The 25,665-nt window shown below is 72.0% G+C and carries 24 protein-coding genes and 2 pseudogenes; 18 read left to right on the top strand and 8 right to left on the bottom strand.

Going from position 1 to position 25,665, the window contains the following annotated elements; all coding sequences use genetic code 11:
• Positions 1–74: 74 nt before the first annotated feature.
• From AB0K12_RS46515 to AB0K12_RS46500, 4 genes are all read left to right on the top strand, one after another.
• Positions 75–419 carry a hypothetical protein gene (locus tag AB0K12_RS46515; protein ID WP_364575429.1) on the top strand — a complete coding sequence of 115 codons (345 nt, stop codon included), beginning with the start codon at positions 75–77 and terminating at the stop codon, positions 417–419.
• A 65-nt stretch (positions 420–484) separates the two neighbouring features.
• Positions 485–1,666 (top strand): alpha/beta hydrolase, encoded by a 1,182-nt coding sequence (locus AB0K12_RS46510; protein ID WP_364575427.1) that lies wholly within the window; start codon positions 485–487, stop codon positions 1,664–1,666.
• 76 nt (positions 1,667–1,742) lie between these two features.
• Positions 1,743–2,312, top strand: a complete 570-nt coding sequence (locus tag AB0K12_RS46505) for a helix-turn-helix domain-containing protein (protein WP_364575425.1) — start codon at positions 1,743–1,745, stop codon at positions 2,310–2,312.
• On the top strand, positions 2,309–2,521 hold the full coding sequence (locus AB0K12_RS46500) for a hypothetical protein (protein ID WP_364575423.1): 213 nt from the start codon (positions 2,309–2,311) through the stop codon (positions 2,519–2,521). The genes AB0K12_RS46505 and AB0K12_RS46500 overlap by 4 nt, the downstream gene beginning before the upstream one ends.
• On the opposite strand, the gene AB0K12_RS46495 is transcribed toward AB0K12_RS46500, so the two are convergent.
• Positions 2,500–2,637 carry a hypothetical protein gene (locus AB0K12_RS46495; RefSeq protein WP_364575421.1) on the bottom strand — a complete coding sequence of 46 codons (138 nt, stop codon included), beginning with the start codon at positions 2,635–2,637 and terminating at the stop codon, positions 2,500–2,502. The two genes, AB0K12_RS46500 and AB0K12_RS46495, sit on opposite strands and share 22 nt — an antisense overlap.
• A gap of 256 nt (positions 2,638–2,893) precedes the next feature.
• On the opposite strand from AB0K12_RS46495, the gene AB0K12_RS46490 reads away from it, so the two are divergent.
• Both AB0K12_RS46490 and AB0K12_RS46485 read left to right on the top strand, forming a co-directional pair.
• Positions 2,894–4,363 carry an MFS transporter gene (locus tag AB0K12_RS46490; protein ID WP_364575419.1) on the top strand — a complete coding sequence of 490 codons (1,470 nt, stop codon included), beginning with the start codon at positions 2,894–2,896 and terminating at the stop codon, positions 4,361–4,363.
• A complete protein-coding gene (locus tag AB0K12_RS46485) occupies positions 4,360–4,803 on the top strand; it encodes a MarR family transcriptional regulator (RefSeq protein WP_364575417.1) in 444 nt (147 codons plus the stop codon). The genes AB0K12_RS46490 and AB0K12_RS46485 overlap by 4 nt, the downstream gene beginning before the upstream one ends.
• On the opposite strand, the gene AB0K12_RS46480 is transcribed toward AB0K12_RS46485, so the two are convergent.
• Together AB0K12_RS46480 and AB0K12_RS46475 are read right to left on the bottom strand one after the other, a co-directional pair.
• Complete coding sequence (locus AB0K12_RS46480) at positions 4,800–6,248, bottom strand: M81 family metallopeptidase (protein WP_364575415.1); 1,449 nt, start codon at positions 6,246–6,248, stop codon at positions 4,800–4,802. The genes AB0K12_RS46485 and AB0K12_RS46480 overlap by 4 nt on opposite strands.
• 11 nt (positions 6,249–6,259) lie before the next feature.
• Positions 6,260–7,414, bottom strand: coding sequence for an ROK family transcriptional regulator (locus AB0K12_RS46475; protein WP_364575413.1), 1,155 nt, complete (start codon positions 7,412–7,414; stop codon positions 6,260–6,262).
• 313 nt (positions 7,415–7,727) lie between these two features.
• Between AB0K12_RS46475 and AB0K12_RS46470 the strand changes: the two genes are divergently transcribed.
• The 4 genes and pseudogenes from AB0K12_RS46470 to AB0K12_RS46455 all read left to right on the top strand — a co-directional run.
• A complete protein-coding gene (locus AB0K12_RS46470; RefSeq protein WP_364575411.1) occupies positions 7,728–9,458 on the top strand; it encodes a peptide ABC transporter substrate-binding protein in 1,731 nt (576 codons plus the stop codon).
• A 3-nt stretch (positions 9,459–9,461) separates the two neighbouring features.
• Positions 9,462–10,421 (top strand): ABC transporter permease, encoded by a 960-nt coding sequence (locus AB0K12_RS46465; RefSeq protein WP_364575409.1) that lies wholly within the window; start codon positions 9,462–9,464, stop codon positions 10,419–10,421.
• The gene (locus tag AB0K12_RS46460; protein ID WP_355419555.1) at positions 10,418–11,299 is read left to right on the top strand and encodes an ABC transporter permease; all 882 of its coding nucleotides are present in this window, start codon (positions 10,418–10,420) and stop codon (positions 11,297–11,299) included. The genes AB0K12_RS46465 and AB0K12_RS46460 overlap by 4 nt, the downstream gene beginning before the upstream one ends.
• 17 nt (positions 11,300–11,316) lie before the next feature.
• Positions 11,317–13,242, top strand: a pseudogene (locus tag AB0K12_RS46455) (dipeptide ABC transporter ATP-binding protein); the annotation flags it as partial.
• Here AB0K12_RS46455 and AB0K12_RS46450 read toward each other — a convergent pair.
• Entirely contained in the window at positions 13,129–13,464 is a 336-nt protein-coding gene (locus tag AB0K12_RS46450; RefSeq protein ID WP_364575431.1) for a hypothetical protein, read from the bottom strand. The pseudogene AB0K12_RS46455 and the gene AB0K12_RS46450 sit on opposite strands and share 114 nt — an antisense overlap.
• On the opposite strand from AB0K12_RS46450, the gene AB0K12_RS46445 reads away from it, so the two are divergent.
• Positions 13,412–13,672 carry a hypothetical protein gene (locus tag AB0K12_RS46445; protein ID WP_364575433.1) on the top strand — a complete coding sequence of 87 codons (261 nt, stop codon included), beginning with the start codon at positions 13,412–13,414 and terminating at the stop codon, positions 13,670–13,672. The genes AB0K12_RS46450 and AB0K12_RS46445 overlap by 53 nt on opposite strands.
• Here AB0K12_RS46445 and AB0K12_RS46440 read toward each other — a convergent pair whose 3' ends face one another.
• Positions 13,673–15,286, bottom strand: a complete 1,614-nt coding sequence (locus tag AB0K12_RS46440) for a heparinase II/III family protein (RefSeq protein WP_364575406.1) — start codon at positions 15,284–15,286, stop codon at positions 13,673–13,675.
• A 100-nt stretch (positions 15,287–15,386) separates the two neighbouring features.
• Here AB0K12_RS46440 and AB0K12_RS46435 point away from each other — a divergent pair, with 100 nt between their 5' ends.
• The 5 genes from AB0K12_RS46435 to manA all read left to right on the top strand — a co-directional run bounded on the left by AB0K12_RS46435 (position 15,387) and on the right by manA (position 20,952).
• Positions 15,387–16,343, top strand: coding sequence for a hypothetical protein (locus AB0K12_RS46435; RefSeq protein ID WP_364575404.1), 957 nt, complete (start codon positions 15,387–15,389; stop codon positions 16,341–16,343).
• Between the two features lie 74 nt (positions 16,344–16,417).
• On the top strand, positions 16,418–17,362 hold the full coding sequence (locus AB0K12_RS46430) for a hypothetical protein (protein ID WP_364575402.1): 945 nt from the start codon (positions 16,418–16,420) through the stop codon (positions 17,360–17,362).
• Positions 17,359–18,450 (top strand): FAD-dependent oxidoreductase, encoded by a 1,092-nt coding sequence (locus AB0K12_RS46425; RefSeq protein ID WP_364575400.1) that lies wholly within the window; start codon positions 17,359–17,361, stop codon positions 18,448–18,450. Before AB0K12_RS46430 ends, AB0K12_RS46425 begins: the two co-directional genes overlap by 4 nt.
• Complete coding sequence (locus AB0K12_RS46420) at positions 18,447–19,667, top strand: cytochrome P450 (RefSeq protein ID WP_364575398.1); 1,221 nt, start codon at positions 18,447–18,449, stop codon at positions 19,665–19,667. Before AB0K12_RS46425 ends, AB0K12_RS46420 begins: the two co-directional genes overlap by 4 nt.
• Positions 19,668–19,758: 91 nt before the next feature.
• Positions 19,759–20,952: a mannose-6-phosphate isomerase, class I gene (manA, locus tag AB0K12_RS46415; protein ID WP_364575396.1), complete on the top strand. Its 1,194-nt coding sequence runs from the start codon at positions 19,759–19,761 to the stop codon at positions 20,950–20,952.
• 1 nt (position 20,953) lies between these two features.
• Here the strand turns inward: manA and AB0K12_RS46410 are convergent, their stop codons facing one another.
• Positions 20,954–22,528: an FAD-dependent oxidoreductase gene (locus AB0K12_RS46410; protein ID WP_364575394.1), complete on the bottom strand. Its 1,575-nt coding sequence runs from the start codon at positions 22,526–22,528 to the stop codon at positions 20,954–20,956.
• A gap of 90 nt (positions 22,529–22,618) precedes the next feature.
• On the opposite strand from AB0K12_RS46410, the gene AB0K12_RS46405 reads away from it, so the two are divergent.
• Positions 22,619–23,206, top strand: coding sequence for a helix-turn-helix domain-containing protein (locus tag AB0K12_RS46405; protein WP_355419539.1), 588 nt, complete (start codon positions 22,619–22,621; stop codon positions 23,204–23,206).
• 136 nt (positions 23,207–23,342) lie between these two features.
• On the top strand, positions 23,343–23,930 hold the full coding sequence (locus tag AB0K12_RS46400; RefSeq protein ID WP_364575391.1) for a hypothetical protein: 588 nt from the start codon (positions 23,343–23,345) through the stop codon (positions 23,928–23,930).
• 39 nt (positions 23,931–23,969) lie between these two features.
• Here AB0K12_RS46400 and AB0K12_RS46395 read toward each other — a convergent pair whose 3' ends face one another.
• Together AB0K12_RS46395 and AB0K12_RS46390 are read right to left on the bottom strand one after the other, a co-directional pair.
• Complete coding sequence (locus AB0K12_RS46395; protein WP_364575389.1) at positions 23,970–25,358, bottom strand: amino acid permease; 1,389 nt, start codon at positions 25,356–25,358, stop codon at positions 23,970–23,972.
• Positions 25,359–25,416: 58 nt separating this feature from the next.
• Positions 25,417–25,662 (bottom strand): annotated as a pseudogene (locus tag AB0K12_RS46390) (acyl-CoA synthetase); the annotation flags it as partial.
• Between the last annotated feature and the right edge of the window lie 3 nt (positions 25,663–25,665).

Below are 25,665 nucleotides of genomic sequence, written 5' to 3'. Positions count from 1 at the left end.
ATCCGCTGCCTGAAGCGCTACGTCGCTCGAGAACTCCACCGAATCATCACATCAAACGATCAAGAACATGCCGCTTGACATCCATAGGAGCATCCGTCGCGGGACCGCCGGGAGCGTGGCTGCTGGCCAACGACACCCTGGACGCCCGCGGCCGCACGGTCACCGCCCTGCCCGCATGGACCCGTGAGTGCTCGCCGCCGCCGCCCACGTCGGGACAGCCCGCGCCCTCGCGGATCGGCCTGCCGGCCGTGCAGGCGTGCTTCGCCAAGCTCACTGATCTGGGTTACCGACAGCGGTTCGCGTACCACCCGCTCAGCGCCTTCTGGCCGCTCCAATGGGTGGAGACCGCGCTGTTCCTGGCCCTGTCGGCGCTGCTCGCCGGCTTCTGCCTCTGGTGGACCCGCCACCGCCTGCCCTGAGGCAAGAACGCTCACCCCGCCACGGGGTCACTCAACCCTGCCGGAAAACAAGAAGGGAAACTGTCATGAGTCATGCCCGCAAACGGTTTAAGCGCGCGATGGCCGTCGCCGCGAGCCTGCTCGCCCTGGCGACGCCGGCCGTGACCGCAACGCCCGCATCAGCAGCGGCGCTCCCCGTGCCCGCCCTGCCCGAGCCGACCGGCTCCAGCCCGGTCGGCGTCACGTCCCTGCACCTGAAGGACACCTCACGCGCCGACCCGTGGGTGCCGTCGGTGACGTTCAGGGAGCTCATGGTGTCGGTGTGGTATCCGGCGAGGTCGCCGGGCCGCAAGCGGGCGCAGTACATGACGCCCAAGGAGTCCGAGCTGCTCCTGAAGGACGGGAAGATCACCACCGTCCCCGCTGACATCCTCAGCAGGACCAGGACCAACGCCTTCACCGACGCCGAGCCGGCCGGCCGCAGGCGCGGCCTGCCGCTCGTGGTGCTCTCCCCCGGCCACGGCAAGCCCCGCTCCGAGCTCACCGGGCTGGCGGAGGAGCTGGCGAGCAGGGGGTACGTGGTGGCCGCGATCGACCACACGTACGAGAGCGTCGCGACGACCTTCCCCGACGGGCGCGTCACCGAGTGCGTCACCTGCGAGATCGACAAGAACCCCGACTGGTGGGTGGGGCTGGTCAAGAGCCGGGCGCGCGACGTGTCCTTCGTCCTCGACCGGCTGACCGGGCCGCGACCGGCGTGGCAGGGCTCCCGCCTCATCGACCCGTCCAAGATCGCGATGGCCGGGCACTCCGTCGGAGGCGCGAGCACCATCCCGACCCTGCTGAGCGACTCCCGTGTCCGCGCCGGCATCGACATCGACGGCACCACCGACATGGCGATCCCGGACAGCGGGCTGAAGCGGCCGTTCCTGTTCCTGGGCAAGCCCGCCACCTACACCCCTGGCCAGGGTGAGGCCGCCGCCACCTGGGAGCGCGACTGGAAGCGCCTCACCGGATGGAAGCGCTGGCTGCTGCTGACCGGGGCCGAGCACCTGTCGTTCACCGACCTCGGCCTGCTGGTCGACCAGCTCGGCATCGACGCGGGCGCCGACATCGCCGGCGCCCGCGCCATGACGATCACCCGCAGCTACGTGACGGCCTTCCTGGACCAGCACCTGCGCAAGAAGCACCGCCCGCAGCTGGACAAGCCGTCCCCCCGCTACCCCGAGATCAAGCACTGCTCCCCCGAGAGCAAGACCTGCAGGTAGGAGCACGGCGGCGCGCATTTCCAAGATCCAGTAGAGGTCTTGAGCATTTCCGCGCGCCGCCCCTAGCGTCGTGGTCATGCGACAGATCGACAACCTGGACGTTCTCAGGATGCTGACGAACCGGTTCAGGATGAAGCTGTACAGCCTGCTCTTCCGCATCGGCCCGGTCACGGTGAGCGAGCTGGCCAGGCGCATGGACGCCGACCCCGGCCAGGTGAGCTACCACCTGCGGCAGCTGCAGCGCTACGACATGGTCGAAGACGTGCCGGAGCTGGCCAGGGACAGCCGGGAGCGGTGGGTGCGCGCGGCCATGCCCGGGTGGCGGGTGGACACGGACCTCGAAGGCCCGTACGCGGCGGCCGTGATGCAGGCGTGGACCGCGCAGTGGGTGATCGACCAGTTCGAGCGGCTGCGCGACTTCGAACGCAACCTCACGGCGTTGCCCGAGGAGTGGCGGGACGCGGGCTTCGGCAGCAGCCGCCACCTGCGGCTCACCAGGGACGAGATGGCCCAGCTCAACGAGCAGCTCAACGCGGTGATGGAGCCGTGGCGCAAGCTGACCGCCGAACGCATCGCGGCCGACGAGACTCCGCCGGGCAGCCTCCCGATCTTCCTCTTCTACCACGCGTTCCCCGAGCTGCCGTGAGGCGGCCTTGCCCGCACGGCATCCACGAGGAGTTCGCCCGCGCCTATCTCGCCGAACGGCGCGCCGAGGCCGACCGGTCCCGGATGATCCCGCCCCGCCCGCCCCGGCGGGTGCGCGCCCGGCTCGCGGACGCCTTACGCCGCTTGGCCGACCGCCTCGAACCCGCCCCGCCGCCCGTCCGCGCCGGTCAGGACTGGTGCGGGTCGTAGCCGCTGAAGCCGCTCAGCTCCACGGCGCTGTCCGGCAGGAGGGGCACCCCGCTGCTGGAGTCGAGCACCACCCGGCGGCGCCGCAGCTCGGCCGGGCCTTTCTGGTCGAGCGGCACCTTGAGCTTGCTCCCGTAGGGGCAGCGCAGCTCGGCCGGGTCGGGGGTCTCGTCCGGGAGGTCCGTCTCCAGCTAAGCCCCGCTCCCTGAAGCGACACCTCAGGCCATAAGCGACGCTCCCCCAGAGAGACCCAGCCCTCCTCGCCATCGGTGCGACCGGCCAACCGGAAAGCACGTCCCGACCCACCATCCGGACACTTCCCCCCACACTCCACCCAGGCGGCGACATCGTTAGTTATGCGAATATAATCGTTGTATGCCTATAACCGATCCGTCCACCTCCGCCGCGGCGGCGCCCCCCGCGCTCGGCCGGCGGCGGCGGATGCTCGTCCTGGCCATCTGCTGCATGAGCCTGTTCATCGTCGGCCTGGACAACACGATCGTGAACATCGCGCTGCCCGCCATCCGGCGCGACCTGAACGCCTCCGTCTCCGGCCTGCAGTGGATCATCGACGCCTACACGGTGGTGCTGGCCAGCCTGCTCATGCTGTCCGGCTCCACCGGCGACAGGATCGGCCGGCGCCGCACGTTCCAGACCGGGCTGACGCTGTTCACGCTGGGCTCGCTCATGTGCTCACTCGCCCCCAGCCTGGGTTGGCTGATCGGGGCGCGGGCGCTGCAGGCGGTGGGCGGGTCGATGCTCAACCCGGTCGCCATGTCGATCATCACCAACACCTTCACCGAGCCGCGCGAGCGGGCCAGGGCGATCGGCGTGTGGGGCGGGGTGAGCGGCGTCAGCATGGCGCTGGGGCCGCTGGTGGGCGGCGCGCTGGTGGGCGCGGTCGGCTGGCAGTCGATCTTCTGGATCAACATCCCGGTGGGCGTGGCCGCCTTCGTGCTGTGCGCGCTGTTCGTGCCCGAGTCGCGCGCGCCGCGCCCGCGCCGGGTGGACCCGGTGGGCCAGGTGCTGGTCATCGTGACGCTGGCGACGCTGACGTTCGGGCTGATCGAGGCCCCGGCCGCCGGGTGGGGGTCGCCGCGTACGCTGGCCTGCTTCGCGGTGGCCGCGCTGGCGCTGGCCGGGCTGATCCGCTACGAGCTGCGCACTGAGGAGCCGCTGATCGAGCTGCGCTTCTTCCGCAGCGTGCCGTTCGCGGGCGCGACCGTGACGGCGGTGTGCGGGTTCGCCGCGCTCGGCGGCTTCCTGTTCGTCAACACCCTCTACCTGCAGGACGTGCTGGGCCTGTCCGCGCTGCACGCCGGCCTCTACACGCTGCCCATGGCGGGCCTGACCGTGCTGTGCTCGCCGCTGGCGGGCCGGATCGTGGCCAACGCCGGGACCCGGGTGCCGCTGCTGCTGGCCGGCGCCTCGATCGGGGCCAGCGGCCTGATCATGACGGGGCTGGCGACGGACACGCCGATCTGGCGGCTGATGGCCGCGTACGTGCTGTTCGGCCTCGGCTTCGGCATGCTGAACGCGCCGATCACCAACACCGCCGTGTCCGGCATGCCACGCGAGCGGGCCGGGGTGGCGGCGGCGGTGACCTCGACCAGTCGGCAGATCGGGCAGACGCTCGGCGTCGCGGTCATCGGCGCGCTGGTCACCTCGGCGGTGGCGGGCCCGTTCGCCACCGGGTTCCCGGCGGCCAGCCACGTCGGCTACTGGATCGTGACCGGCTGCGGCGCGGCGATCGTGCTGCTCGCTATCCTGACCACCACCGGCTGGGCCCGCCGCAGCGCCGCGCGCACCGCCGAACGGCTGGCCCACCCGCAGGAGACGACATGAGCGACATCCACGAGCAGGAGGCGGTGGCCCGGGTGTGGGCCGCCATGTACGACCTGGTCCTGCGGCAGGAGAACCGCCGCAAGGAGGTGGCCGACGCGCTCGGCATGAGCTTCTTCCGCATCAAGGCGCTGCGCTACCTGCTGGCCGGGCCGATGACCATGCGGGAGCTGACGACCGAGCTGGCCACCGACAAGCCGTACACCTCGCTGATGGTGGACGACCTGGAGCGGCGCGGCTACGTCACCCGCAGCGTGTCCCCCGGCGACCGCCGCAGCAAGATCGTCACGCTGACGCCGTCGGGCACGGCGGTCGCCGAGGAGGCCCAGCGCATCCTGGCCCGCCCGCCGCGCTCCCTGCTGGCCCTCGACCCCGACGACCTGGCCGCGCTCGACCGCATCATGACCAAGCTGCGCACCCCTGAGGAGCAGGCCGCGCGCTAGAGGGCGGCGTCGGCGTCGAGCGGGAAGATGGGCCGCTTGAGGTTGCGGTAGGGCAGCCGGTGCAGGTCCTGGTCCACGCCGCCGGGCGTGAGCGCCAGCATCCAGCCGGCGGCGGCCTCGAACAGCTCGGGCTCCAGGTAGCCGATCTTCACGGTGACGACGTCCACCTCGGCGACCTCCACCCCCAGCCGCCGGTACGACTCCAGCAGCCGGTACTGCATGCGCCGCGAGGTGAGGAAGACGCTCAGGCCGCCGATGCGCACGCTGACCACCCGGCCGCCGTCGGGGTCGTCGGCCACGGCCTCCAGCGTGCCCTCCAGCAGGAGCGGCCCCGGCGCGCGGGTGTCGATCCGGCCGCCGGCGCGCACGCTGACGGGCGAGCCGACCGGCAGGTGCCCGACGCGCGCCACCGCTTCGGGGTCGACGAGGGAGGCGAAGACGGCGCGTACGGAGCCGTCGCGGATCTCGGTCCTGGCCAGCAGGCGCTCCAGGGCGTAGGTGACGTCGTCGGCGCCGCCCGCGCCCGGGTTGTCGCCGGAGTCGCTGATGAAGTAGGGCCGGGCCGCGCCCTCCTTCAGCGCCGCGTCGAGGCATTCGTCCATGGAGCCGGTGGGGGCGACGAAGGCGAAGTCGTCGCGGGCGTCCCAGAACGCCTGGCCCAGCTCGCGGGCGGCCTGCTCGGTGGCGGCCCGGTCGGTGCCGGTGGCCACGACGGCGCCGGTGCAGCGCGGCTCGTCGGCCCAGGCGAAGCCGATCCAGATGGCCGCGTCGATCACGCCGGGCCTGGACTCGACCTCGGGGATGCGGGCGTACAGGCCGCGGGCGGGCTCGACGCGGGTGCTGGTCATCTCGCCGGGCAGCAGGATCGGCACGTGCACGAGCGCCTTGTGCGGCCGGCCGCCGGCGTGCAGCGCCTCGACGAGGTTGCGGGCGGCGCGCTCGCGGGTCTCCCAGACGTCCACGTGGGGCGCGGTGCGGTAGCAGGTCAGCAGGTCGCAGCCGTCGAACAGGACGTGGGAGACGTTGCCGTGCAGGTCCATCGCGGCCGACACGAGCGGCTCGGGACCGATCACCGAGCGGATCGCGGTGACGAGGTCGCCTTCGGCGTCCTCGCGGCCGACGACGCTCATGGCGCCGTGGATGTCGAGCAGCACCCCGTCGAAGCCGCCCTGGCCGAGGCCCTGGACGATCTCCTCGCGCCAGGCGTCGTACGCGGCCGGCTCGACGGCGCCGCCGGGCAGGGCGCGGGCGTGCACGAGCGGCACCCACTCGACCTCGGCCGCCCACGGGCTGCCCAGCCAGTCGTAGCGGTCGAGCAGGGCTTGGCCGCGGGTGACGTCGAAGTCGGCGGTGCCGCTCAGGTGCGGCGAGAAGGTGCTGGACTCGATGTGGATGCCGCAGACGGCGATGCGCAGGGACCCGGTGGTGGATACGGCGGTGGTCACGGTGGTGCTTCCTAGGTGGTGGCTTCGGTGGTGGGGTGCAGGTCGGTCGTCTCGCGCAGCAGCCGGCCGAGCCCGATGAGGGCGGCGTCGGGGCCCGCCGCGCTCGCCTCGATGGACAGCGACTGGGTCAGGGGCGGCAGGCAGCGCTCGTACAGCATGCCTTTGACGGCCGCGACGTAGACGTCGAGGCTGGACAGCGCGCCGCCGATGACGACGCTGTCGGGGTTGAGGAAGTTGACCAGGCCCGACAGGGCGACGCCGAGCAGCCGGCCGGCCTGGCGCACGAGCGTCACGACGGCGGGGTCGGCGTCCGCGGTGGCGGCGACGACGTCGCGCAGGCCGGTGACGGGCCGGCCGCGGCGGGCCAGCTCGCGCACGAGTGCGGCGCCGCTGGCGACGGTCTCCAGGCAGCCGCGGCTGCCGCAGGAGCATTCGCGCTCGCCGCTGTCGGCCACCCGCACGTGGGTGAGGTCGCCGGACAGGCCGCGCCCGCCGCGGTAGATGCGGCCGCCGGTGACCAGGCAGCCGCCGATGCCGCTGCCGGCCTTGACGTAGATCATGTCGCCGGTGGCGCGGCGGGTGACGTACTCGCCGATGGCGGCGGCCTTGGCGTCGTTGTCGGCGAGGGCGCCGGCCTGGAAGCGCTCGCGCAGGTCGGCCTGGACGTCGTAGCCGCTCCAGCCGGGCATGCGGGCCGGGCCGACGAGCCGGCCGTGCGGGAAGTCGACGGGCCCGGGCAGCGCCATGCCGACGGCCAGTAGACGGCGGCCGGGCGCGTGGGCGGTCCTGACGCGGTCGAAGGCCTCGCTGATCTCGTCGAAGATCGCCTGCGGGCCTGCGCTTATGTCGACGGCGAGCTCCTCGGCGACCTGGAGTGCCCCTGAGGGGGCGCACAGGCCGACGCGGGCGTGCCGGCCGCCGAGCTCGGCCACGGCGAGCACGCCGCCGTCCTCGCGCAGCCGCAGGATCCTGGGCCGGCGGCCGCCGGTGGAGGCGCCGACGCCCTCCTCCAGGATCGTGCCCTCCTCCAGCAGGCGGCGTACCACGCTGGAGACCGTCGAGGGAGCCACCTCCAAGAGCTCCACCAGGTCCGCACGAGAGGCGGCCTTGCCGCTGGCCAGCAGGCTCAACGCCTGCTCGCGCAGCTTGGCGGGCGGCTCCGGCATGTCTCTCCTCCCCCCTGGCGCAGCGCAGGCGAGCACGGGGGCCCGCGAGCGGGCCCGACCCCTGGGCCCAGGCGGGCCATCACAGCAGACGCCCATCATCGGGCACGAAGACGATCACCGAAAGATGTCGCGCGGATGTCGCATGCGTTCCCCGCGGATCTCGCCCGGCGGATCTCCTCGCCGCGGACTCTATCCCGAAATAAGTCCCCCGAACAAAGCGGATTTTTCACATTGACTTAGTACTTGTACCTCTATACATTCTCCGGACTGAAGGCCCCCTGGAGGGCCCGCGCACGTCTCGACGAGGAGAAACATGGGGACGAGAACCCGCATCGTGAGCGGCGTGGTGGCCATCGGGCTCGGTTTGACCGCCTGCAGCGCGGGCGCCGGCGGCGGTACGCCGCAAGGCGGAGCGGCGCAGAGCAAGGACACCGTGACCGTGGCCCTCCGCACGCCGAACTGGATCCTGCCGATCTCGGCCCCCGGATTCACCCAGGGCGAGAACGACATCTTCTCCACCGCCCTGTACCGCAAGCTCTACAGCTTCCAGCTCGACGGCACGACCGAGGACAACGTCAACCCGACGCGGTCGCTCGCCGAGCCGCCCGTGGTCAGCGACAAGGGCAGGACGCTGACCATCACGCTCAAGGACAACACCTGGTCCGACGGCAAGCCGATCACCACCAAGGACGTCGAGTTCTGGTGGGACCTGGTGACCACCAACAAGGACAAGTGGGCCTCCTACCGGCCCGGCGGCTTCCCCGACAACGTCGCCGACTTCAAGGTCAAGGACGACAAGACCTTCTCGATCACCACCAAGAAGGCCTACAACGCCGCCTGGTTCGTCGGCAACCAGCTCAACCGCATCGTCCCGCTCCCCCAGCACGCCTGGGACAAGGGCGATCCCAAGAAGACGTTCGAAGAGCTGACCGCCGCCTCCAAGGACCCCAAGACCTACGCCACCAACCCGCTGTGGAAGACCACCAGCGGCCCCTGGAAGCTGGAGAGCTACGTCCCCAGCGGCGAGGTGGTCCTGGCCAAGCAGGACGCCTACTCCGGCCCCGACAAGCCGAAGATCGGCAAGATCGTGCTGCGCCCGTTCACCGGCGACGACGCCGAGTTCAACGTGCTGCGCGCCGGCGACATCGACTACGGCTACATCCCGCCGGCCAACCTGTCGCAGAAGTCGTACCTGGAGTCCAAGGGCTACAAGGTCGCCCCCTGGTACGGGTGGTCGATCACGTACCTGCAGCTGAACTTCAACAACCCCGAGACCGGGGCGCTGTTCAAGCAGCCGTACCTCCGCCAGGCATTGCAGCACCTCATCGACCAGCCCACCATCAGCAAGGTCATCTGGGCCGGCATGGCCGCCCCCACCTGCGGCCCCGTCCCCGCCAAGCAGGGCTCGCCGGCCGGCGAGGGCTGCGTCTACCCGTTCGACCCGGCCAAGGCCAAGCAGCTGCTGGAGAGCCACGGCTGGAAGGTCACCCCCGACGGGACCACCACCTGCGCCGACCCCGCGCTGTGCGGTGAGGGCATCGCCAAGGACACCCCGCTGAACTTCACCGTCACCAGCCAGTCCGGCTTCGCCGCCACCACCAAGATGTTCGCCGAGATCAAGTCCCAGATGGCCAAGCTCGGCGTGCAGCTGACCATCAAGGAGGTGCCCGACTCCGTCGCGGTCACCCCCGCCTGCAAGCCGGAGGAGTCCAAGTGCGACTGGGACATGTCGTTCTTCGGCTCCCAGGGCAGCTGGTACTACCCCGCCTTCGCCTCCGGTGAGCGGCTCTTCCAGACCGACGCCCCCGTCAACCTCGGCAGCTACAGCAACCCCGAGGCCGACGAGCTGATCGAGAAGGCGCAGTTCTCCGACGACGCCGGCGCCCTCCAGGAGTACGACGACTTCCTGGCCAAGGACCTGCCGGTGCTGTGGATGCCCAACCCCGTCTACCAGATCTCGGCGTACAAGTCGGGCCTGCAGGGCGTCGAGCCGCAGGACCCGATGAACCTCATGTACTTCCAAGACTGGTCCTGGAAGAGCTGACCCTTGCCCCGGTACCTCCTCACCCGCCTGGGCCAGGCCCTGGTCATCGTGATCCTGGTGACGCTGATCACGTTCGTGATCCTGCACCTGCTGCCGGGAGGCGCGGCCAGGGCCATCCTGGGCAAGGAAGCGACGCTCGAGCAGATCGCCGCCTTCAACCACGAGATGGGGTACGACCGGCCGCTGTGGCAGCAGTACGCGATGTACCTGCAGCGGCTGGTCACCGGCGACCTGGGCTACTCCTTCCAGCTCAACCAGTCGGTGTCGGAGGCCATCGCGCAGCGGCTGCCCAAGACCATGCTGCTGTCGCTGGCCTCGACCCTGCTGGCGGTCGTGGTGGCCGTCCCGCTCGGCGTGGTGCAGGCCGTACGGCGTAACCGCTGGCCCGACTACACCATCAACGGGCTGTCGCTGCTGGCCTACGCCACCCCGATCTTCTTCATGGGCCTCATGATGATCATCCTGTTCTCGCAGGTGTGGCCGCTGCTGCCGCCTGAGGCGCCGCAGGGCTTCACGCTGGCCGAAGTGCTGGCCGACCCGGCCGGGCTGGTGCTGCCCACGGTCACGCTGGCCATCCTCACCGTCGCCGTCTACTCCCGCTACATACGCTCGTCCATGGTCGACAACCTCAACGAGAACTACGTGCGCACGGCCCGCAGCAAGGGCCTGCCGGAGAGCCGCGTGATCGTCGGCCACACCCTGCGCAACGGCCTGTTCCCCGTCATCACGCTGCTCGGCATGTACCTGCCGGCGCTGTTCAGCGGTGCCCTGGTGGTCGAGCGGCTGTTCAACTACCCCGGCATGGGGCTGCTGTTCTGGCAGGCGGCGCTCAAGCGGGACTACCCGATCCTGCTCGGCGTCACCCTGCTGATCTCCGTGGCCACCGTGCTGGGCGCGCTGGTCGCCGACGTGCTCTACGCCGCCGTCGACCCGCGCGTACGACTCAAGGCAGGCCGTTCATGACCGCGACCCCGCACGAGGACGAGGCGCCCGTCCGCGGCATGTGGCGCCAGGGCCTGGAGGTGTTCTGCGAGAACCGGCTGGCCCTGGTGGGCGTCGGCCTGTTCGTGCTGCTGGCCGCCTTCAGCTTCCTCGGGCCGCTGTTCTACCAGACCGACCAGGTGCACACCGACCTGACGAAGGTGTTCCTCACCCCCGGCGACGGGCATCCGCTCGGCACCGACGGCGTCGGCTACGACCAGCTCGGCCGGCTCATGCTGGGCGGGCAGACCTCCATCGTGGTCGGCCTGGCGGCCGGCCTGCTGGCCACGGTCGTCGGCACCGTCTGGGGCGCCGTCGCGGGCTTCGCCGGCGGCTGGCTGGACGCGGTCATGATGCGCGTGGTCGACGCGTTCATGTCGATCCCGGCGCTGTTCCTGTTCATGCTCATGGCCTCGATCGTCACGCCGACCGTGCCGATGCTCATCGTCATCATCGGCGCCTTCGCCTGGCTCGGCCCCGCCCGGCTGGTCCGCGGCGAGGCGCTGACGCTGCGCACCCGCGAGTACGTCATGGCCATGCGCGGCATGGGCGGCACCGGCGGGCGCGCGGTGCGCCGGCACATCATCCCCAACGCCATCGGCACGGTGATCGTCAACGCCACCTTCCAGGTGGCCGACGCCATCCTGTACGTGGCCTACCTGTCCTTCCTCGGCCTGGGCGTGCCGCCACCCGCCGCGAACTGGGGCGGCATGCTGTCGGACGGCCTGTCGGACACCTTCAGCGGCCACTGGTGGCTGCTCTACCCGCCGGGCATCGCCATCATCCTCATCGTCCTCGCCTTCAACTTCATCGGCGACGGGCTGAGGGACGTCTTCGAGGTCCGCCTCCGGCGGCGTTGACAGGAGTTTTTCGCACCATGGGGAACCCCACCAGCGAGCCGCTGCTGCGGCTGCGCGACCTCAGCACCGACATCGCGCTGCGGCGCGGCACCGTGCACGCGCTCGACCGCGTCACCCTCGACGTCCACCAGGGCGAGACGCTCGGCATCGTCGGCGAGTCGGGCAGCGGCAAGACCATGACCGTGCTGTCGATCATGGGGCTGCTGCCTGCCGGCGGCTCCGTCGTCGGCGGGGAGATCCTCTTCGACGGCCGCGACCTGCGCACCATGCAGGCCCCCGAGCTGCGCCGGGTGCGCGGCGTCGAGATGGGCATGGTCTTCCAGGACCCGCTCACCTCGCTCAACCCCACCATGCGCATCGGCGCCCAGGTGGCCGAGCCGCTGCGGGTGCACCAGAAGGTCGGCAAGGCCGAGGCGCGCGAGCGGGCGATCGAGATCCTGCGCAGGGTCGGCATGCCCCGCCCCGACAAGATCGTCGACGACTACCCGCACCAGCTGTCGGGCGGCATGCGCCAGCGCGTGGTCATCGCCATGGCGCTCATCCGCTCCCCGCGCCTGCTCATCGCCGACGAGCCCACCACGGCTTTGGACGTCACCACCCAGCGCCAGATCCTGGAGCTCATCGACGACCTGCGCGAAGAGTTCAAGATGGCGGTCATCCTGGTCACCCACGACCTCGGCGTGATCGCCGGCCGCGCCGACCGCGTCGCCGTCATGTACGCCGGCCGCGTCGTCGAGACAGCCACCACCCCCGAGCTGTTCCGCGCGCCCCGGCACCGCTACACCGAGGCGCTCATGCGCGCCCTGCCCGAGTCGGCCACCGACGGCGACGGCCGCCTCTACAGCATCCCCGGCCTCCCGCCCGACCTGTCGCGCCCGCTGACCGGCTGCCGCTTCGCACCGCGCTGCCGCTTCGCCACCGACGAGTGCCGCACCGGCGACATCGCGCTCACGGCGGCCGGGAACGGGCACGCCTTCGCCTGCCTGCACCCCGTCACCGAGCCCGTCGTGCTCGCCCCGCCCACCGGCCGCGAGCAGGCCGCCGCGGCCGCCGCCGAGCCGATCCTGAGCGTGCGCGACCTGGTCAAGGAGTACGACGCGGGCGGCGCCGGGCTGAAGCGCTCCAGCGGCAAGGTGAGCGCCGTGGCCGGGGTGTCGTTCGAGGTCGCGCCCGGCGAGACGCTCGGCATCGTGGGCGAGTCGGGCTGCGGCAAGTCCACCGTGGGCCGGCTCGTGGCCGGGCTCGAGCCCGCCACCGGCGGCAGCATCGTCGTGGACGGCACCGACATCGCCGGCCTCGACCGGCGCGCCCGCCACCGCATGCACCGGCAGGTGCAGCTGATGTTCCAGGACAGCTACGCGGCCATGAACCCGCGCATGCGCATCGACTCCATCCTCACCGAGCCGCTGGAGATCCAGCAGGTCGGCGACGCGGCGCAGCGGCGCGCCCGGGTCACCGAGCTGCTCGACCAGGTCGGCCTGCCCAGGACGGCGCTCGAGCGCTACCCGCACGAGTTCTCCGGCGGCCAGCTGCAGCGCATCGGCCTGGCCAGGTCGCTGGCGCTGCGCCCGCGGCTCATCGTCGCCGACGAGCCGGTCAGCGCGCTGGACGTCTCGGTGCAGGCCCAGGTGCTCAACCTGATGCGGGACCTGCAGGGCGAGCTGGGCCTGTCGTACGTGTTCATCAGCCACGACCTGTCCGTGGTCGACTACATGGCCGACAGGATCGGCGTGATGTACCTCGGCAAGATGGTCGAGATCGGGCCCGCCCACCAGGTCGTCCGCGCCCCGCGCCACCCCTACACGCAGGCGCTGCTGGACGCCGTCCCCTCACCGGACCCCGATCACGTGCCCAGCCCGGACACCACGATCAAGGGCGAGCTGCCGAGCGCGCTCAACCCGCCGACCGGCTGCCGTTTCCGCACCCGCTGCCCGCTCGCGCAGGACGTGTGCGCCACCGAGCCGCCCCTTCAGGGCGGGGCGCACCAGGTGGCCTGCCACTTCCCGCTGCGTCAGGAGGAGCCGGCCGCGCCCCTGGCGTAGGCCGGCCAGGGGCGGGCGGGGAGGCGTTCGACCGGCCAGGCCCTCGCGCAGCAACGCGGCGGTGTGCCGGTTGAGCGTCGAGACGTCGAGGCCGAACGCCCTGCTGAGCTGCCCGATGGACATCGGCCCCTCGCGGCGGATCCGGGTGAGCAGGATGTACGCGCTGCGGTCGAGGTGGCGGTGCCGGCCGAGCCGCATGGTCTCGTACTCGACCGCGGCCAGGGAGTCCGTGGGCTTGTCCATGCCAGTCATGGGACGACTCGGCGACCTGTACGGCAAGCGCCGCATTCTCGGCCTGCCGGCCGACCCCGCCCCCGCCACCGAATCCTGATCAGGCGTCCACGGTGAAGGTGAACCGGTGCGCGCCCGACGGCACCCTGGCCGACAGGCGCACCCGGTGCACGGTCTCCTGCTCGCCGGCGTGGCCGCGTACCGCCAGTTGGTCGGCCTCGGCCCGCCACCCGGCCGGAACCTCCAGCGCGACCGGCCCCCACACGATCCGGCCATCGCCCAGCACCGGGCGGCGGCGCGACACGAACACCTCGGTCACCCGCGCGTCCCGCGTGGTGAAGCCGAAGGCGTCGGTCAGCTCCAGCCCGCCGGGCCGCCACCGGAACGTCCGGGTGAGCCGCTCCAGGCAGGGCACCGCGTAGGCGGCGGTGAGGTCGAGCGCGAACGACACCGCGTCGCCGTCGACGGCGTGCTCCAGCACCTCGGCCCGCCGCTCGGGCCCCGGCACCTGCCCCCGCTCCTCGACCAGCGGGATCGAGTGCCACTCCGCCGACGCCTGCGGCACCAGGTAGCGGCCCTTGCGGAAGTAGTCGCGGGTGTACTCCGGCGCGCCCAGATCGTCCAGCACCGTCTCACCCCGCACGTGCAGCACGAACGTGCCGACGTCGAGGTGGTTGTGCGGCTCGTCGTTGTGCCCGCCCTTGGCCGCGAACGCCGCCCCGCAGGACCGCGCCACCACGATGCCCGCATCAGGCAGGTACGCATGCGGCTCCGGCTCCGCCACCGGAACCTCCCGCGCCCACCACAACGTCCGCGACAGATGCGCCCACCGATAACAGGCGTCGTCGTGGAACGACGGCTCCCCTGCGGTGACCGGCACCGGCACGCCCAGCCGCTCCGACAGCCGCGACAGCAGCCCCGCCGGATAGACGCCGCGCGCCTGCGCGTCCGCGAACGCCGGCCTGGTGCCGTCACCCAGATCCACCCGCGCCGGGTAGGCGGCCATCTCCCGCACGTGCGGATCGTCCAGCAGGTCCTCGCCGGTGTGCTCGCGCAGCGCCTCGGCGAAGTACACGAAATACCCGAACCCGTACGCCCAGTAGTCCGGGCCCTCCAGGCAGGCGCCGTCCGCGCCCGTGCCCGACAGGAACGCCTCCATCGCGCCCTTCAGCCGCGCCACCACCCGATCGGCGCCCAGAGCCAGCGCCGCCGCGCCCGCCGCGCCCGCGCACACCGCCGACCAGTTGTGCCGGGCCGACTCCCACCACATCGTCCCCGCCTCCAGCGGGGCGAAGACCCGCCGCTCCACCTCGGCGCGCACCCGCGCCCGCACCCGCGCGTCCACGTGCCCGCCCAGCAGCCGCACCCCCTCCGCCAGCGTCTGCGCCGTCTCGGCGGCGAACAGGTCCACGAACGCGTTGGGGTCACCGCCCTCCGGCTCGTGCGCCGGCAGCACCCAGGAGTACTCGTCGCACACCGACCACAGCAGGTCGTCCAGCGCCGGATCGGGCCGATCGTCCAGATGCGCGGCCAGCAAGAGCGCGGCCAGCCTGCGGCGGCGCTCGAAATAGACGCCCTCGTACGCCAGCCGGTCCCCGCCGTCGGCGAAACGCCGCCACAGGGAGAACGCCAGCTCGGGAGCCGGCGACGTGCGGGCACGCTCCGCCTCCTCGTGAATCTCGCGGACCAGACGGGTCAAGACATCGGCGGACATACGGTCCTTTCACCTCCAGCGGAGTCATGTGATTCTCCCAGCCCCCGACCCAGGAAAATCGCCTCGCGGCACGACCACCCGCCCGGCTAGATTCATGAACGTGGCGCAACCCCTCGAAATCGCGTGCGACGAATCCGGCGCGGAGGGCGAGAAGCTCGTCGGCGGCAACAGCGACGTCTTCGCCCACGCCAGCGTGCTCATGGACGCCGAGGCGGCCGCCGCCGTCATCGCCGAGCTGCGCGTACGAGCGCCCACCCCCGCCGACGAATACCGCGCCAACCACGTCCTGCGCGAGAAGCACCGCGCCGCCCTGCTCTGGCTGCTCGGCCCCGGCGGCCCCGTGCTCGGCCACGTCCGCGTCTTCGTCGCCGACAAGACCTTCTGGCTCACCGGCAAGGTCACCGGCCTGCTCAAGGACGACCACACCCCGCGCCTCGGCCTCGACCCGCTCGCCAGGGCCGACGCCGTCGCCCTCTACCGCGAGGGCCGCCGCACCTTCGGCCCCGGCCGGTGGGCCGCCTTCCTCGACTCCTTCAACTACCTGCTGCGCGCCAAGAACGGCCAGGGCATCACCACCTCCGTCACCGACACGTACCTGCTGATCGACGAGCTGCGTACGGCCAAAGGCCCGGCCGGCGACGTCATGCGCGCACTGTGGGAGGTCCGTGACCGCGTCGGGGAGTTCCGCGACCGCCTGCTGACCGACCCCCACGTCTTCCCCGCGCTCGACCCGCTCATCCCCGCCATCGTCCAGGCCGTCACCTCCTGGGGCGACGGCCGCGGCCCCGTCGCCGTCGTGCACGACCGCCAGACCACCCTGACCGACGAGCGCATCGCCCAGATGCAGCAGATACTCGGCGGCCGGATGGCCGGGCTCCGGCTCGTCGTCTCCGAGCTCGACGAGCGCGTGCAGGTCGCCGACGTGCTGGCCGGCATCGCCCGCAAGGCCGCCTCCGACGAGCTCAACGGCCGCCCCGACCCCGAGCTGACCCACCTCCTGCGCCCCTACGTCGATCCCGCCTCCATCTGGGCCGACGAACGCGGCCCTTTCGTATAAGCCCAGGTCATGCCCCGGTAAACACCACCACCCCCACACGATCGCCACCAAACGTGACGTTAGAGTGACGTAGTGTGAACGAGACGAAGCAACTGGAAATCTCCTGGCCCGGCCTCGGCATCACCGTGGCCGCCGAACTCGACCAGCGCAACCCCTCACTGGCCCAGGCCCTGTGGGACGCGCTGCCCTACCGCAGCCTCCAAGGTCACGCCCTGGTCGCCGGGTACCACCTGTACCACCTCGCCCCGGTCCACGCCCTGCTGCACACCGCCGCCGAATACAAGGTGGACCGCCGCACCGTGCCCGACGGCACCCTGTTCTGCTCCCGCCTGCAACACCTCGGCATCAAGTACGGCGAACTCACCGAACCCATGACCGCCACCCCGATCGGCCAGGTCGTCGAAGAGGACCTCGACGCCCTCATCCACGCCGGCCGCGAAGTGTGGAACTCCGTCTACACCACCAAGGAACCGGTCATCGCCGAAGTCCGCCGCGCCGGCCAGACCGGCGGCCACGTGCTGCCCCGCCTGCCCGTCGGCGACCCCGAGCTCAACCAGCTCGCCAAAGAGGTGCACGCCGAGACCGAGCGCATCTGGCTCGACCCGCCCAGAGAGCTCCTCGACCTGCACGAAGGCCGCATCCCGTCCGGCGCGGGCAGCTACGAGACCGTCCTGACCACCCTGCTGTTCGTCAACGGCGAGACCCGCCCGCTCGGCTACAGCTGCTATGGCGGCCTCGTCCGCGCCGCACTCGACGGCATGCCCATGCCCTGGCTGCGCCAGATGACCCGCCAGCTCGCCCACACACCCGCCGAGTTCCTCGGCTACTGCGGCCTCGACCGCCTCTGGGACTTCACCCAGCGCCTCCTGGACGGCCTCGAACGCCTCGACAGCCATGAGGACTACATCGCGATCATGGCCCACATGGCCCTCTACTGCAACTGCCTCGGCGGCTGGAACCTGCACCTGTTCCCCTGGGAGGCCGGAGCCCACCTGCGCAGACTGCAGGTCCAGGCATGAGCGCCGGATCCCGCGTGGTGGTGATCGGCGGCGGCGTCATCGGGCTGTCGATCGCCTACCACCTCGCCGAAGCCGGAACCGACGTCACCCTGCTCGAACGCGGCACGCTCGGCTCCGGCGCCTCCCGCGCCACCGCCGACGTCGTACGCACCTACTTCGCCGGCAACCCGGTCAGCTCCGCGCTCGCCGTCCGCAGCCTCGCCGCCTACCACGCCTTCCCCGAAAGGCCCGGCATCGACCTGCCACTGCGGCAGGTCGGCTACCTCGTGCTGTTCACCGAACCCGAGCAGGTCACCGCCTTCGAAGCCGACCTGCCCGCCCAGCACGCCGCAGGCGTCGACGTCGGGCTCATCGGCGCCAAGGAGGCCAGGCGCCGCAACCCGCTCATCGGCGACCTGCCGCTGCTGGCCGCCGCCTACTCGCCCGACGCCTACATCTCCGACACCACCGCCATCGTCACCGCCTACGCCATGGCCGCCGAGAAAGCCGGCGCCACCCTGCGCACCGGCTGCCCGGTCACCGCCATCGACGCCGAAGCAGGCCGCGTCCAGACCGCCGACGGCGAACTGTCCGCCGACGCCGTCGTCTGCGCCGCCGGCGCCTGGTCGGCCTCGCTCGTCCGCTGCGCCGGCGTGGACCTGCCGCTCACCGAACCCATCGAGCAGGAGCTGCTCACCACCGACCCGCTCCCGCCCGGCACGCCCGACATCCCGGTCACCCTGCACGCCGCCAGCGGCCTGCTGATCCGGCGGCGCGACGACCGCATGCTCATCGGCATGGGCTACCCAGGGCCCGACCGCGAGTCCTGGCGCCGCGACGTCGCCGCCCGGCTCGCCGAGACGTACCCGAGCCTGGCCGGCCTCGCCCTGCACACCGCCGTCACCGGACTGCGCGACGCCAGCCCCGACAAGACCGCCTTCATCGGCCACCAGCCAGGCCCACCGGCCTTCCTGTACGCGACCGGCTTCTCCGGCCACGGCCTGTGCAACGCGCCCGCCGCCGGCGAACTCGTCCGCGACCTCTACCTCGACCAGGACCCCGGCATGGACGTGACCGCCCTGGCGGTCAGCCCACGACGAACGGGATGACCATGACCGACGACCGCTTCATCCTCGACCCGGCCACCCGCGACATCCACGCCGACAACGAACGCCTGCGCGCCGCGGGACCACTCGTGCCGGTGACCGCGGAGGGCGTACCGGCCTGGGCCGCCACCCGGTACGCCACGCTCATGACCGTCCTCACCCACCCGGACCTGTCCAGGGAGCTGCGCCACTGGTCAGGCCGCGACGCCCTGCCACCGGGCACCGCCATCGACCGCATCGTCACCGACACCTCCATGCTCAACGCCGAAGGCGAACACCACCGGCGGCTGCGCATGCCGCTCACCGCCGCGTTCTCACAACGCCGGCTCAACGGCCTGCGCCCGCGCATCGAGGAACTCACCGCCCGGCTCATCGACCACCTCGCGGAGCAACCGCCCGACCAGCCGGTGGACCTGCGGCTCGAATACGCCTACCCGCTGCCTCGCGAGGTCATCTCCGAGCTCATCGGCATCCCGCCCGAGCACCAGGACGAGCTGCACCGCCTCACCGACGCCGTCGCCCAGGTCGGCGACCTCGAAGACTCGCCCGGCCTGCGCAAAGAGCTGCACGAACTGCTCGACCAGATCATCGACGAGCGCCGCGGCACGCCGGGAGAAGACCTCATCACCGACCTGTTCCGGCTGCACGAGAAGGACGGCGGGCGGCTGTCGGAGGACGAGCTGTTCGCCACCATCGAGCTGCTGTTCATCGCCGGGCACGTCACCACCGTCAACCTCATCACCAACGCCATCGGCGCCCTGCTCGGCCAGCCCGGCCAGCTCGGGATGCTGCTGTCCGGGCAGTGCCCGTACAGCGCCGCCGTCGAGGAGACCCTGCGGTGGGACTCGCCCATCGCGTACTTCCCGATGCGCTACGCCGTACGCGACGTCGAACTCGACGGCGTCCGCGTACGCGCGGGAGAGCCCGTCCTGGCCTGCTTCGCCTCCACCGGACGCGACCCCGACCAGTACGGACCCGACGCCGACCGCTTCGACATCACCCGCCGGCAGACCCAGCACCTCGCCTTCGGCCACGGCCCGCACTTCTGCCTGGGCGCGCCACTGGCCAGGCTGGAAGGCGAGATCGCGCTGCGCGCGCTGTTCACCGCCTTCCCCGGCATGCGGCTCGCCACGCCCGCCGAGGACCTGCCGCCGCTGGACACCCTGCTCGGCAACAGCACCCGCGCCATGCCCGTCCTGCTGGGCCCACGCGCCGGCTGACCACATGGGCCGCCCCGCGCGGCCCATCCCCGGGCACGCACTCCCCCCGCACGCGTTCTACGCTCCATGAACGACGATTGGAGCCAACGCCGTGCCACACCCCGACCTGCCACCGGCCACCGCCCCCATGCGGCTGGCCACCACCATCCGCCCCTACGACTGGGGCTCGGTCACCGCCCTGCCGCGCCTGTTCGGCACGGAGCCGACCGGCGAACCGCAGGCCGAACTCTGGATGGGCGCCCACCCCGGCGCACCCTCGACCGCCGGCGGCGTCCCGCTGAACGAGCTCATCGCCCACGACCCCGCCGCCACCCTCGGCGCCCCCGCCGCCGACCGCTTCGGCCCCGAGCTGCCCTACCTGCTCAAGGTCCTCGCCATCGAACGCCCGCTCTCCCTCCAGGTCCACCCCACCACCGAGCAGGCCAAGGCCGGCTACGCCGCCGAGAACGCCCGCGGCATCCCGCTCGACGACCGCACCCGCACGTACAAGGACGCCTCCCACAAGCCCGAGATGGTGTGCGCCCTCACCCCCTTCCACGGCCTGTGCGGCTTCCGCGCCCCCGCCGCCACCGCCGCGCTCCTCGACCGACTCGGCCTGCCCGGCCTGCGCCCCTGGATCGACGCCCTCACCACCGGCGAGCCAGGAGCCGCGCTGCGCCGGGTGTTCGCCGAGATGCTGGACGACGCCGCCCGCCCGCTGCGCGCCGGCGTCGAGCGCGCCCTGATGGAAGCCGCGGAGGACGACGAACTGACCGTCTACGCCGGCATCGCCCGCGCCTACCCCGGCGACCCGGGCATCGTCGCCGCCCTCCTGCTCAACCACGTCGGCCTGGCCCCCGGCGAGGCCCTCTACCTCGGCGCCGGAGTCCCCCACGCCTACCTCGGCGGCATCGGCGTCGAGATCATGGCCAACTCCGACAACGTGCTGCGCTGCGGGCTCACCTCCAAGCACGTGGACGTGCCCGAGCTGATGCGCGTCGTGGACTTCACGCCGACCGCCCCGCACCGGGTCGAGCCGGCCGAGGACCCCCGAGGGGCGTACTCCTACCGGCCGCCCGCCCCCGAGTTCGCCCTCACCCGCCACGAGCTGACCGGCGAGCACACCGATCAGCTGCCCGGCGGGGTGCCGCAGATCGTGCTGTGCGTGGAGGGCGAGGCCCGCCTCGGCGACGATCTGACGCTGCGCCCCGGCGAGTCGGCGTTCGTCCCTGCCGCCGCCCCCTCGGTGACGCTGGCCGGCAAGGGGACGGTGTACCGCGCCGAGCCCGGCGCCTTTACACTGTAGATCACAGACGGCGGAGCATCAGGACGTTGTCCTTGCGGAGGGTGGGGGTGCCGTCGGGGGCGGTCTGGGGGCGTTCGAACTCGGCCTCCTTCAGCACCTCCCACTCCCCCTCGGTCAGGTCCAGCGATTCGCGCACCTCGCGGGGCGTCGGGAGGTGCACGTCGGGGTGGGGGTTCTGCTCCCAGGGCGGCCCGGCGGCGTGCCCGGCCACCAGCAGCACCCCGCCGGGCGCGACGGCCGCGGCGGCGGCCCGCAGGATCTTCTCGCGGGGCAGGTCGTGCGGTGAGTGCAGGTAGCAGGCGGTGACCAGGTCGTACGTGCCCTCGGGGAAGGACCGGCCGAGGTCGTGCTGCTGCCAGCCGATCCGGTCGGCCACGCCCATGCGCTCGGCGAGTTCGGCCGCCCGGCGCAGCGCCACCCCCGACACGTCGGCCGCGGTGACCCGCCAGCCCCGCTTCGCCAGCCACACCGCGTCGCCGCCCTCGCCGCTGCCCAGGTCGAGCGCCCGGCCCGGCGGCAGGTCGCTCAGCTCGCGGACGAGCACCACGTTCGGCTCGCCGGTCCAGAGGCGCTCGCGCTCGGAGTAGCGGCCGTCCCACAGCTCCTCAGGGGTCACCTCGGCCTGGGTGGCCCGGAGGGCGGTGACGGCGGCTCTGGTCTCCTCCTCGATCAGGTCGGCGTTGATGGCGGCGCCGGCCTTGACGCCCGCCGCCGCCGAACCGATGACCTGCTCGAAGAGGCTGGTGACGTTCCCCGCCGCCCACACGCCCGGCACGGACGTGCGGCCCGTGGGGTCGGCGGGGATGTGGGTGCCCACCACGTGGCCGCCCATCTCCATCTCGGCGGTCTCCAGGCCGAGCCGCGCCAGCGGTCCGACGCGGGCGGTCAGCCGCGTGCCCAGAGCCAGCGCCTGGCGGGCGTGCTCGCGGCCGTCGGCCGTCCGCACGCCGTGGAGCCGCCCGTCCTTGAGGACCAGCTCCGTCACCTCGCCCTCGACGACCGCGACGCCCCGGGCGTCGAGCTGCTCGCGCTGCTCGCCGGACGGCTTCTCCATGGTGTGCAGGAACAGGGTCACGTCGTCGCTCCACTGCCGCCACAGCAGCGCCTGGTGCACGGCGAGCGGGCCGGTGCCGAGCACGCCGACGGCCTGGTCGCGTACCTCCCAGCCGTGGCAGTACGGGCAGTGCAGCACGTCCTTGCCCCACAGCTCGGCCAGTCCTGGCAGCGGGGGCAACTCGTCGATCAGGCCGGTGGCCACCAGCAGCCTGGCGGCCTCGACGGCGGTGCCGTCGTCCAGCGTGAGGCGCAAGCGCCCGTCACCGAGCCGCTCCGCTCCCGTCACGGCGGCGTTCTCGACGCGCACGCCGTACGCGGCCACCTCCTCGCGCCCGGCGGCCAGCAGCTCCGCCGGCGGCGTGCCCTCGCGGCCGAGGTAGACGTGCACCCCCTCGGCGGGGGCGTTGCGCGGCCGGCCCGAGTCGACCACCAGCACGCTGCGGCGGGCCCGGCCCAGCGTGAGCGCCCCGCTCAGCCCGGCGGCGCCGCCGCCGATCACTACCACGTCGTACGTCTTCATGTCGCGGTCTCCCTTCCGTATGCCAGGCAACTGTGCGCGAGCCGCCGGCGAGTTGACAAACTTCGTTGCCGAAATGGCAAGGTGGGATCCATGGAACTCGACGAGGTGCTCCAGGCGGTGGGTCCCCGGCTGCGGGCCCTGCGCCTGGAGCGCGGCATCACGCTCACGCAGCTCGGCAAGAGCACCGGCATCTCGGTCAGCACCCTGTCCCGGCTGGAGTCCGGCGGCCGCAAGCCGACGCTCGAGCTCCTGCTGCTCCTGGCCAGGGCCTACCAGGTGCAGCTCGACGAGCTGATCGACGCGCCCGTGACGGGCGACCCGCGCGTGCACATGCGGCCGGTCAAGCGGCACGGCATGACCTACATCCCGCTCACCCGGCGGCCCGGCGGGCTGCAGGCGTTCAAGCAGATCTATCCGCCGCACTACCCGGGCTACCTGCCCGAGCAGCAGGTGCACGAGGGCTACGAATGGCTGTACGTGCTGTCGGGCCGGCTGCGCCTGCTGCTCGGGCCGCACGACACGACGCTGGTGGCCGGGGAGGTGGCCGAGTTCGACACGCGGACGCCGCACGCGTTCATCAACCCGGGCGACGAGCCGTGCGAGGTGCTGGCGCTGTTCGGCAAGCAGGGCGAGCGCATGCACGTACGCGCCCGTCCCGCCGCCCGCAAGCAGGACTGAACGCCGAGGTCAGCGTCCTTTTCGAGAGCGTTGTGGGGGTTCGTCAGCGCGTTGACGGGCAGGGCGGCGGGGCGGGATCGCGGACTCCCGGACGGGCGGCGGCAAAGGCCCTAAAGTCCGTGCTGGGGGGTGCTCGATGAAGCTGGTGATCGACGGCGTGACGCGGCTCGTACGGCGCTACCGCCCTGACGGCAACCCGCTGCGCCGGCGTACCGACCGGTGGGAGAGCGCGGGGCTGGTGGTGGCGGCGCTGCTGATCCTGCTCTCCCTGTGGCCGGCGACGGCCGCCGCCCGCCAGGCGTACGCGGGCGCACTGGCCACCGGCGCGGGCCGCCAGCAGGTCCGGGCGACGCTGCTGGCCGACACGCCGGTGACGACGCTGTCCTTCGGCGAGGTGGGCGGCGGCGGGCTGGTCCCGGCGGGCTGGACGACGGCGTCCGGCCGGCGGCACACCGGGAAGGTGTCCGTGCTCTCCCCCGCCAAGGCCGGCGCGCAGCTCACCATCTGGGTCGACAGCTCAGGCCGCCCGGCTCCGCCGCCGCCCAGCGAGGCCGAGCTGCGCATCACGGCGGCGGCGACGGCCCTCATGATCCTCGGCGTGGCCGCCTGCCTCGTGCTGACGCTGTTCGCCGCCTTCCGCCACGCCCTCGACCGCGTCCGCTACCGCGACTGGACCGTCGCCTGGGCGCTCGCCGACGACCACTGGCGCCAGAGCCCCTCTTGACCACGACGATCGGCGGCGCCGGGGGCGTTCGGCTGAGGGTCACTGCAGGGCCGAGTGGCGGCGGCTGTAGGCGAAGTAGATGATCAGGCCGATGACGAACCAGACGGCGAAGCGCAGCCAGGTGTGCGGGTCCAGGAACGTGATGAGCCAGATCGAGAAGACCACCCCGATCGCGGGCACCACCGGCATCCACGGCGTGCGGAACGTGCGCGGCAGGTCGGGCTGCCGGTAGCGCAGCACGATCACCGCCGCGCACACCACCACGAACGCCAGCAGGATCCCGATGTTGGTCAGCTCGGCCGCCTCCCTGATGGGCAGGAACCCGGCGATCACCGCGGAGGCCGCCCCGACGATCCAGGTGACGCGGGTGGGCACCCGCCGTACGGGGTGCAGCCTGGCGAACCACGCCGGCAGCAGCCCGTCGCGGCTCATCGCGAACCACACCCGCGTCACGCCCAGCATGAACGTGAACATGACGGTCAGGATGCCGATGATCGCGCCGGCCGCGATGAGCGAGGCCAGCCCGGACAGCCCGACGGAGGCGAACGCCGAGGAGAAGCCGCTCTCCGGGTCGATCTCGCGGTAGTTCTGCATGCCGGTGAGCACGAGCGTGGCCAGCACGTACAGGACCATCGCGATGATCAGCGAGTAGATGATCGCCTTGGGCATGTGGCGCTGGGCGTCGCGCGACTCCTCGGCGGCGGTGCTCATGGCGTCGTAGCCGAACACCGCGAAGAACACCGTCGCCGCGCCGGTGATGGCGCCGCCGATGCCGAACGGGAAGAACGGCGAGTAGTTGGCGGTGTTGATGTGGAAGAACCCGACGACGATGACGAGCAGCACGACGGCGACCTTGATGGCCACCACGAACGTCTCGAACCTGGCGGCGGCGCGGATGCCGAGGTTCAGCAGGTAGGCGATGAACAGGCACAGCAGGGCCGCGAACAGGTCGACCACGCGCCCCTCGCCGGTCCCCGGCGCGCCCAGCATCCAGGGCGGCAGCGTGAAGCCGAGGCTCTGGACGAGGAAGCCGAAATAGCCGGAGATGCCGATGGCGACGACCGCGACGATGGCGGTGTACTCCAGCAGCAGGTCCCAGCCGATGAACCAGCCGACGATCTCGCCGAGCACCGCGTAGCCGTAGGTGTAGGCGGAGCCTGCCTTCGGGATGAGGCCGGCGAACTCGGCGTAGGAGAGCGCGGCGGCGGCGCTGGCCACCCCCGCGATGAGGAACGACACCAGCACCGCGGGCCCGGCCGTCTCGTGGGCGACGGCGCCGGCCAGCGCGAAGATGCCGGCCCCGATGATGCCGCCCACGCCGATGGCGGTGAGCTGCCACATGCCGAGGGTCCTGGCCAGCTCCCCCTCGTGCTCGGTGGCGATCTGCTCCACCGGCTTGCGCCGGAAGACGCCACGGGAATCGACCATGACACCCCCACTGCCGATCGTCGCATCCGTGGGGGCGACCTTCCCTTCTGGTGGCCGCCTAACCTGCGGCGCGCCGCCTCAGCACGGCTTTCTGAATCTTGCCGGTGGAGGTCTTGGGGAGATCCCAGAAGTGGACGGACTTGGGGGCCTTGAAGCGGGCGGGGTGGGCGGTCAGGACGTTCTCGACCTCGATGGAGGCGATGTTCTCGCCTCCGGAGATGATGACGTCCTCGGCGCGGTCGACGACCTGTACGTAACCGTCGGGGAGCGTCACCCCCAGGTCGCCGGTACGGAACCAGCCGTCGGG

This window comes from Nonomuraea sp. NPDC049419, assembly GCF_040676995.1.
Taxonomy (GTDB): Bacteria; Actinomycetota; Actinomycetes; order Streptosporangiales; family Streptosporangiaceae; genus Nonomuraea; species Nonomuraea salmonea.
This window is presented reverse-complemented; position numbering and strand designations above follow the sequence as displayed.

Coding starts and splice junctions, on each gene's coding strand:
- AB0K12_RS46510 (WP_364575427.1), top strand. CDS start 485: ATGAGTCATGCCCGCAAACGGTTTAAGCGCGCGATGGCCGTCGCCGCG.
- AB0K12_RS46505 (WP_364575425.1), top strand. CDS start 1,743: ATGCGACAGATCGACAACCTGGACGTTCTCAGGATGCTGACGAACCGG.
- AB0K12_RS46490 (WP_364575419.1), top strand. CDS start 2,894: ATGCCTATAACCGATCCGTCCACCTCCGCCGCGGCGGCGCCCCCCGCG.
- AB0K12_RS46485 (WP_364575417.1), top strand. CDS start 4,360: ATGAGCGACATCCACGAGCAGGAGGCGGTGGCCCGGGTGTGGGCCGCC.
- AB0K12_RS46475 (WP_364575413.1), bottom strand. CDS start 7,414: ATGCCGGAGCCGCCCGCCAAGCTGCGCGAGCAGGCGTTGAGCCTGCTG.
- AB0K12_RS46470 (WP_364575411.1), top strand. CDS start 7,728: ATGGGGACGAGAACCCGCATCGTGAGCGGCGTGGTGGCCATCGGGCTC.
- AB0K12_RS46460 (WP_355419555.1), top strand. CDS start 10,418: ATGACCGCGACCCCGCACGAGGACGAGGCGCCCGTCCGCGGCATGTGG.
- AB0K12_RS46450 (WP_364575431.1), bottom strand. CDS start 13,464: ATGTCCATCGGGCAGCTCAGCAGGGCGTTCGGCCTCGACGTCTCGACG.
- AB0K12_RS46440 (WP_364575406.1), bottom strand. CDS start 15,286: ATGTCCGCCGATGTCTTGACCCGTCTGGTCCGCGAGATTCACGAGGAG.
- AB0K12_RS46425 (WP_364575400.1), top strand. CDS start 17,359: ATGAGCGCCGGATCCCGCGTGGTGGTGATCGGCGGCGGCGTCATCGGG.
- AB0K12_RS46420 (WP_364575398.1), top strand. CDS start 18,447: ATGACCATGACCGACGACCGCTTCATCCTCGACCCGGCCACCCGCGAC.
- AB0K12_RS46410 (WP_364575394.1), bottom strand. CDS start 22,528: ATGAAGACGTACGACGTGGTAGTGATCGGCGGCGGCGCCGCCGGGCTG.
- AB0K12_RS46405 (WP_355419539.1), top strand. CDS start 22,619: ATGGAACTCGACGAGGTGCTCCAGGCGGTGGGTCCCCGGCTGCGGGCC.
- AB0K12_RS46400 (WP_364575391.1), top strand. CDS start 23,343: ATGAAGCTGGTGATCGACGGCGTGACGCGGCTCGTACGGCGCTACCGC.
- AB0K12_RS46395 (WP_364575389.1), bottom strand. CDS start 25,358: ATGGTCGATTCCCGTGGCGTCTTCCGGCGCAAGCCGGTGGAGCAGATC.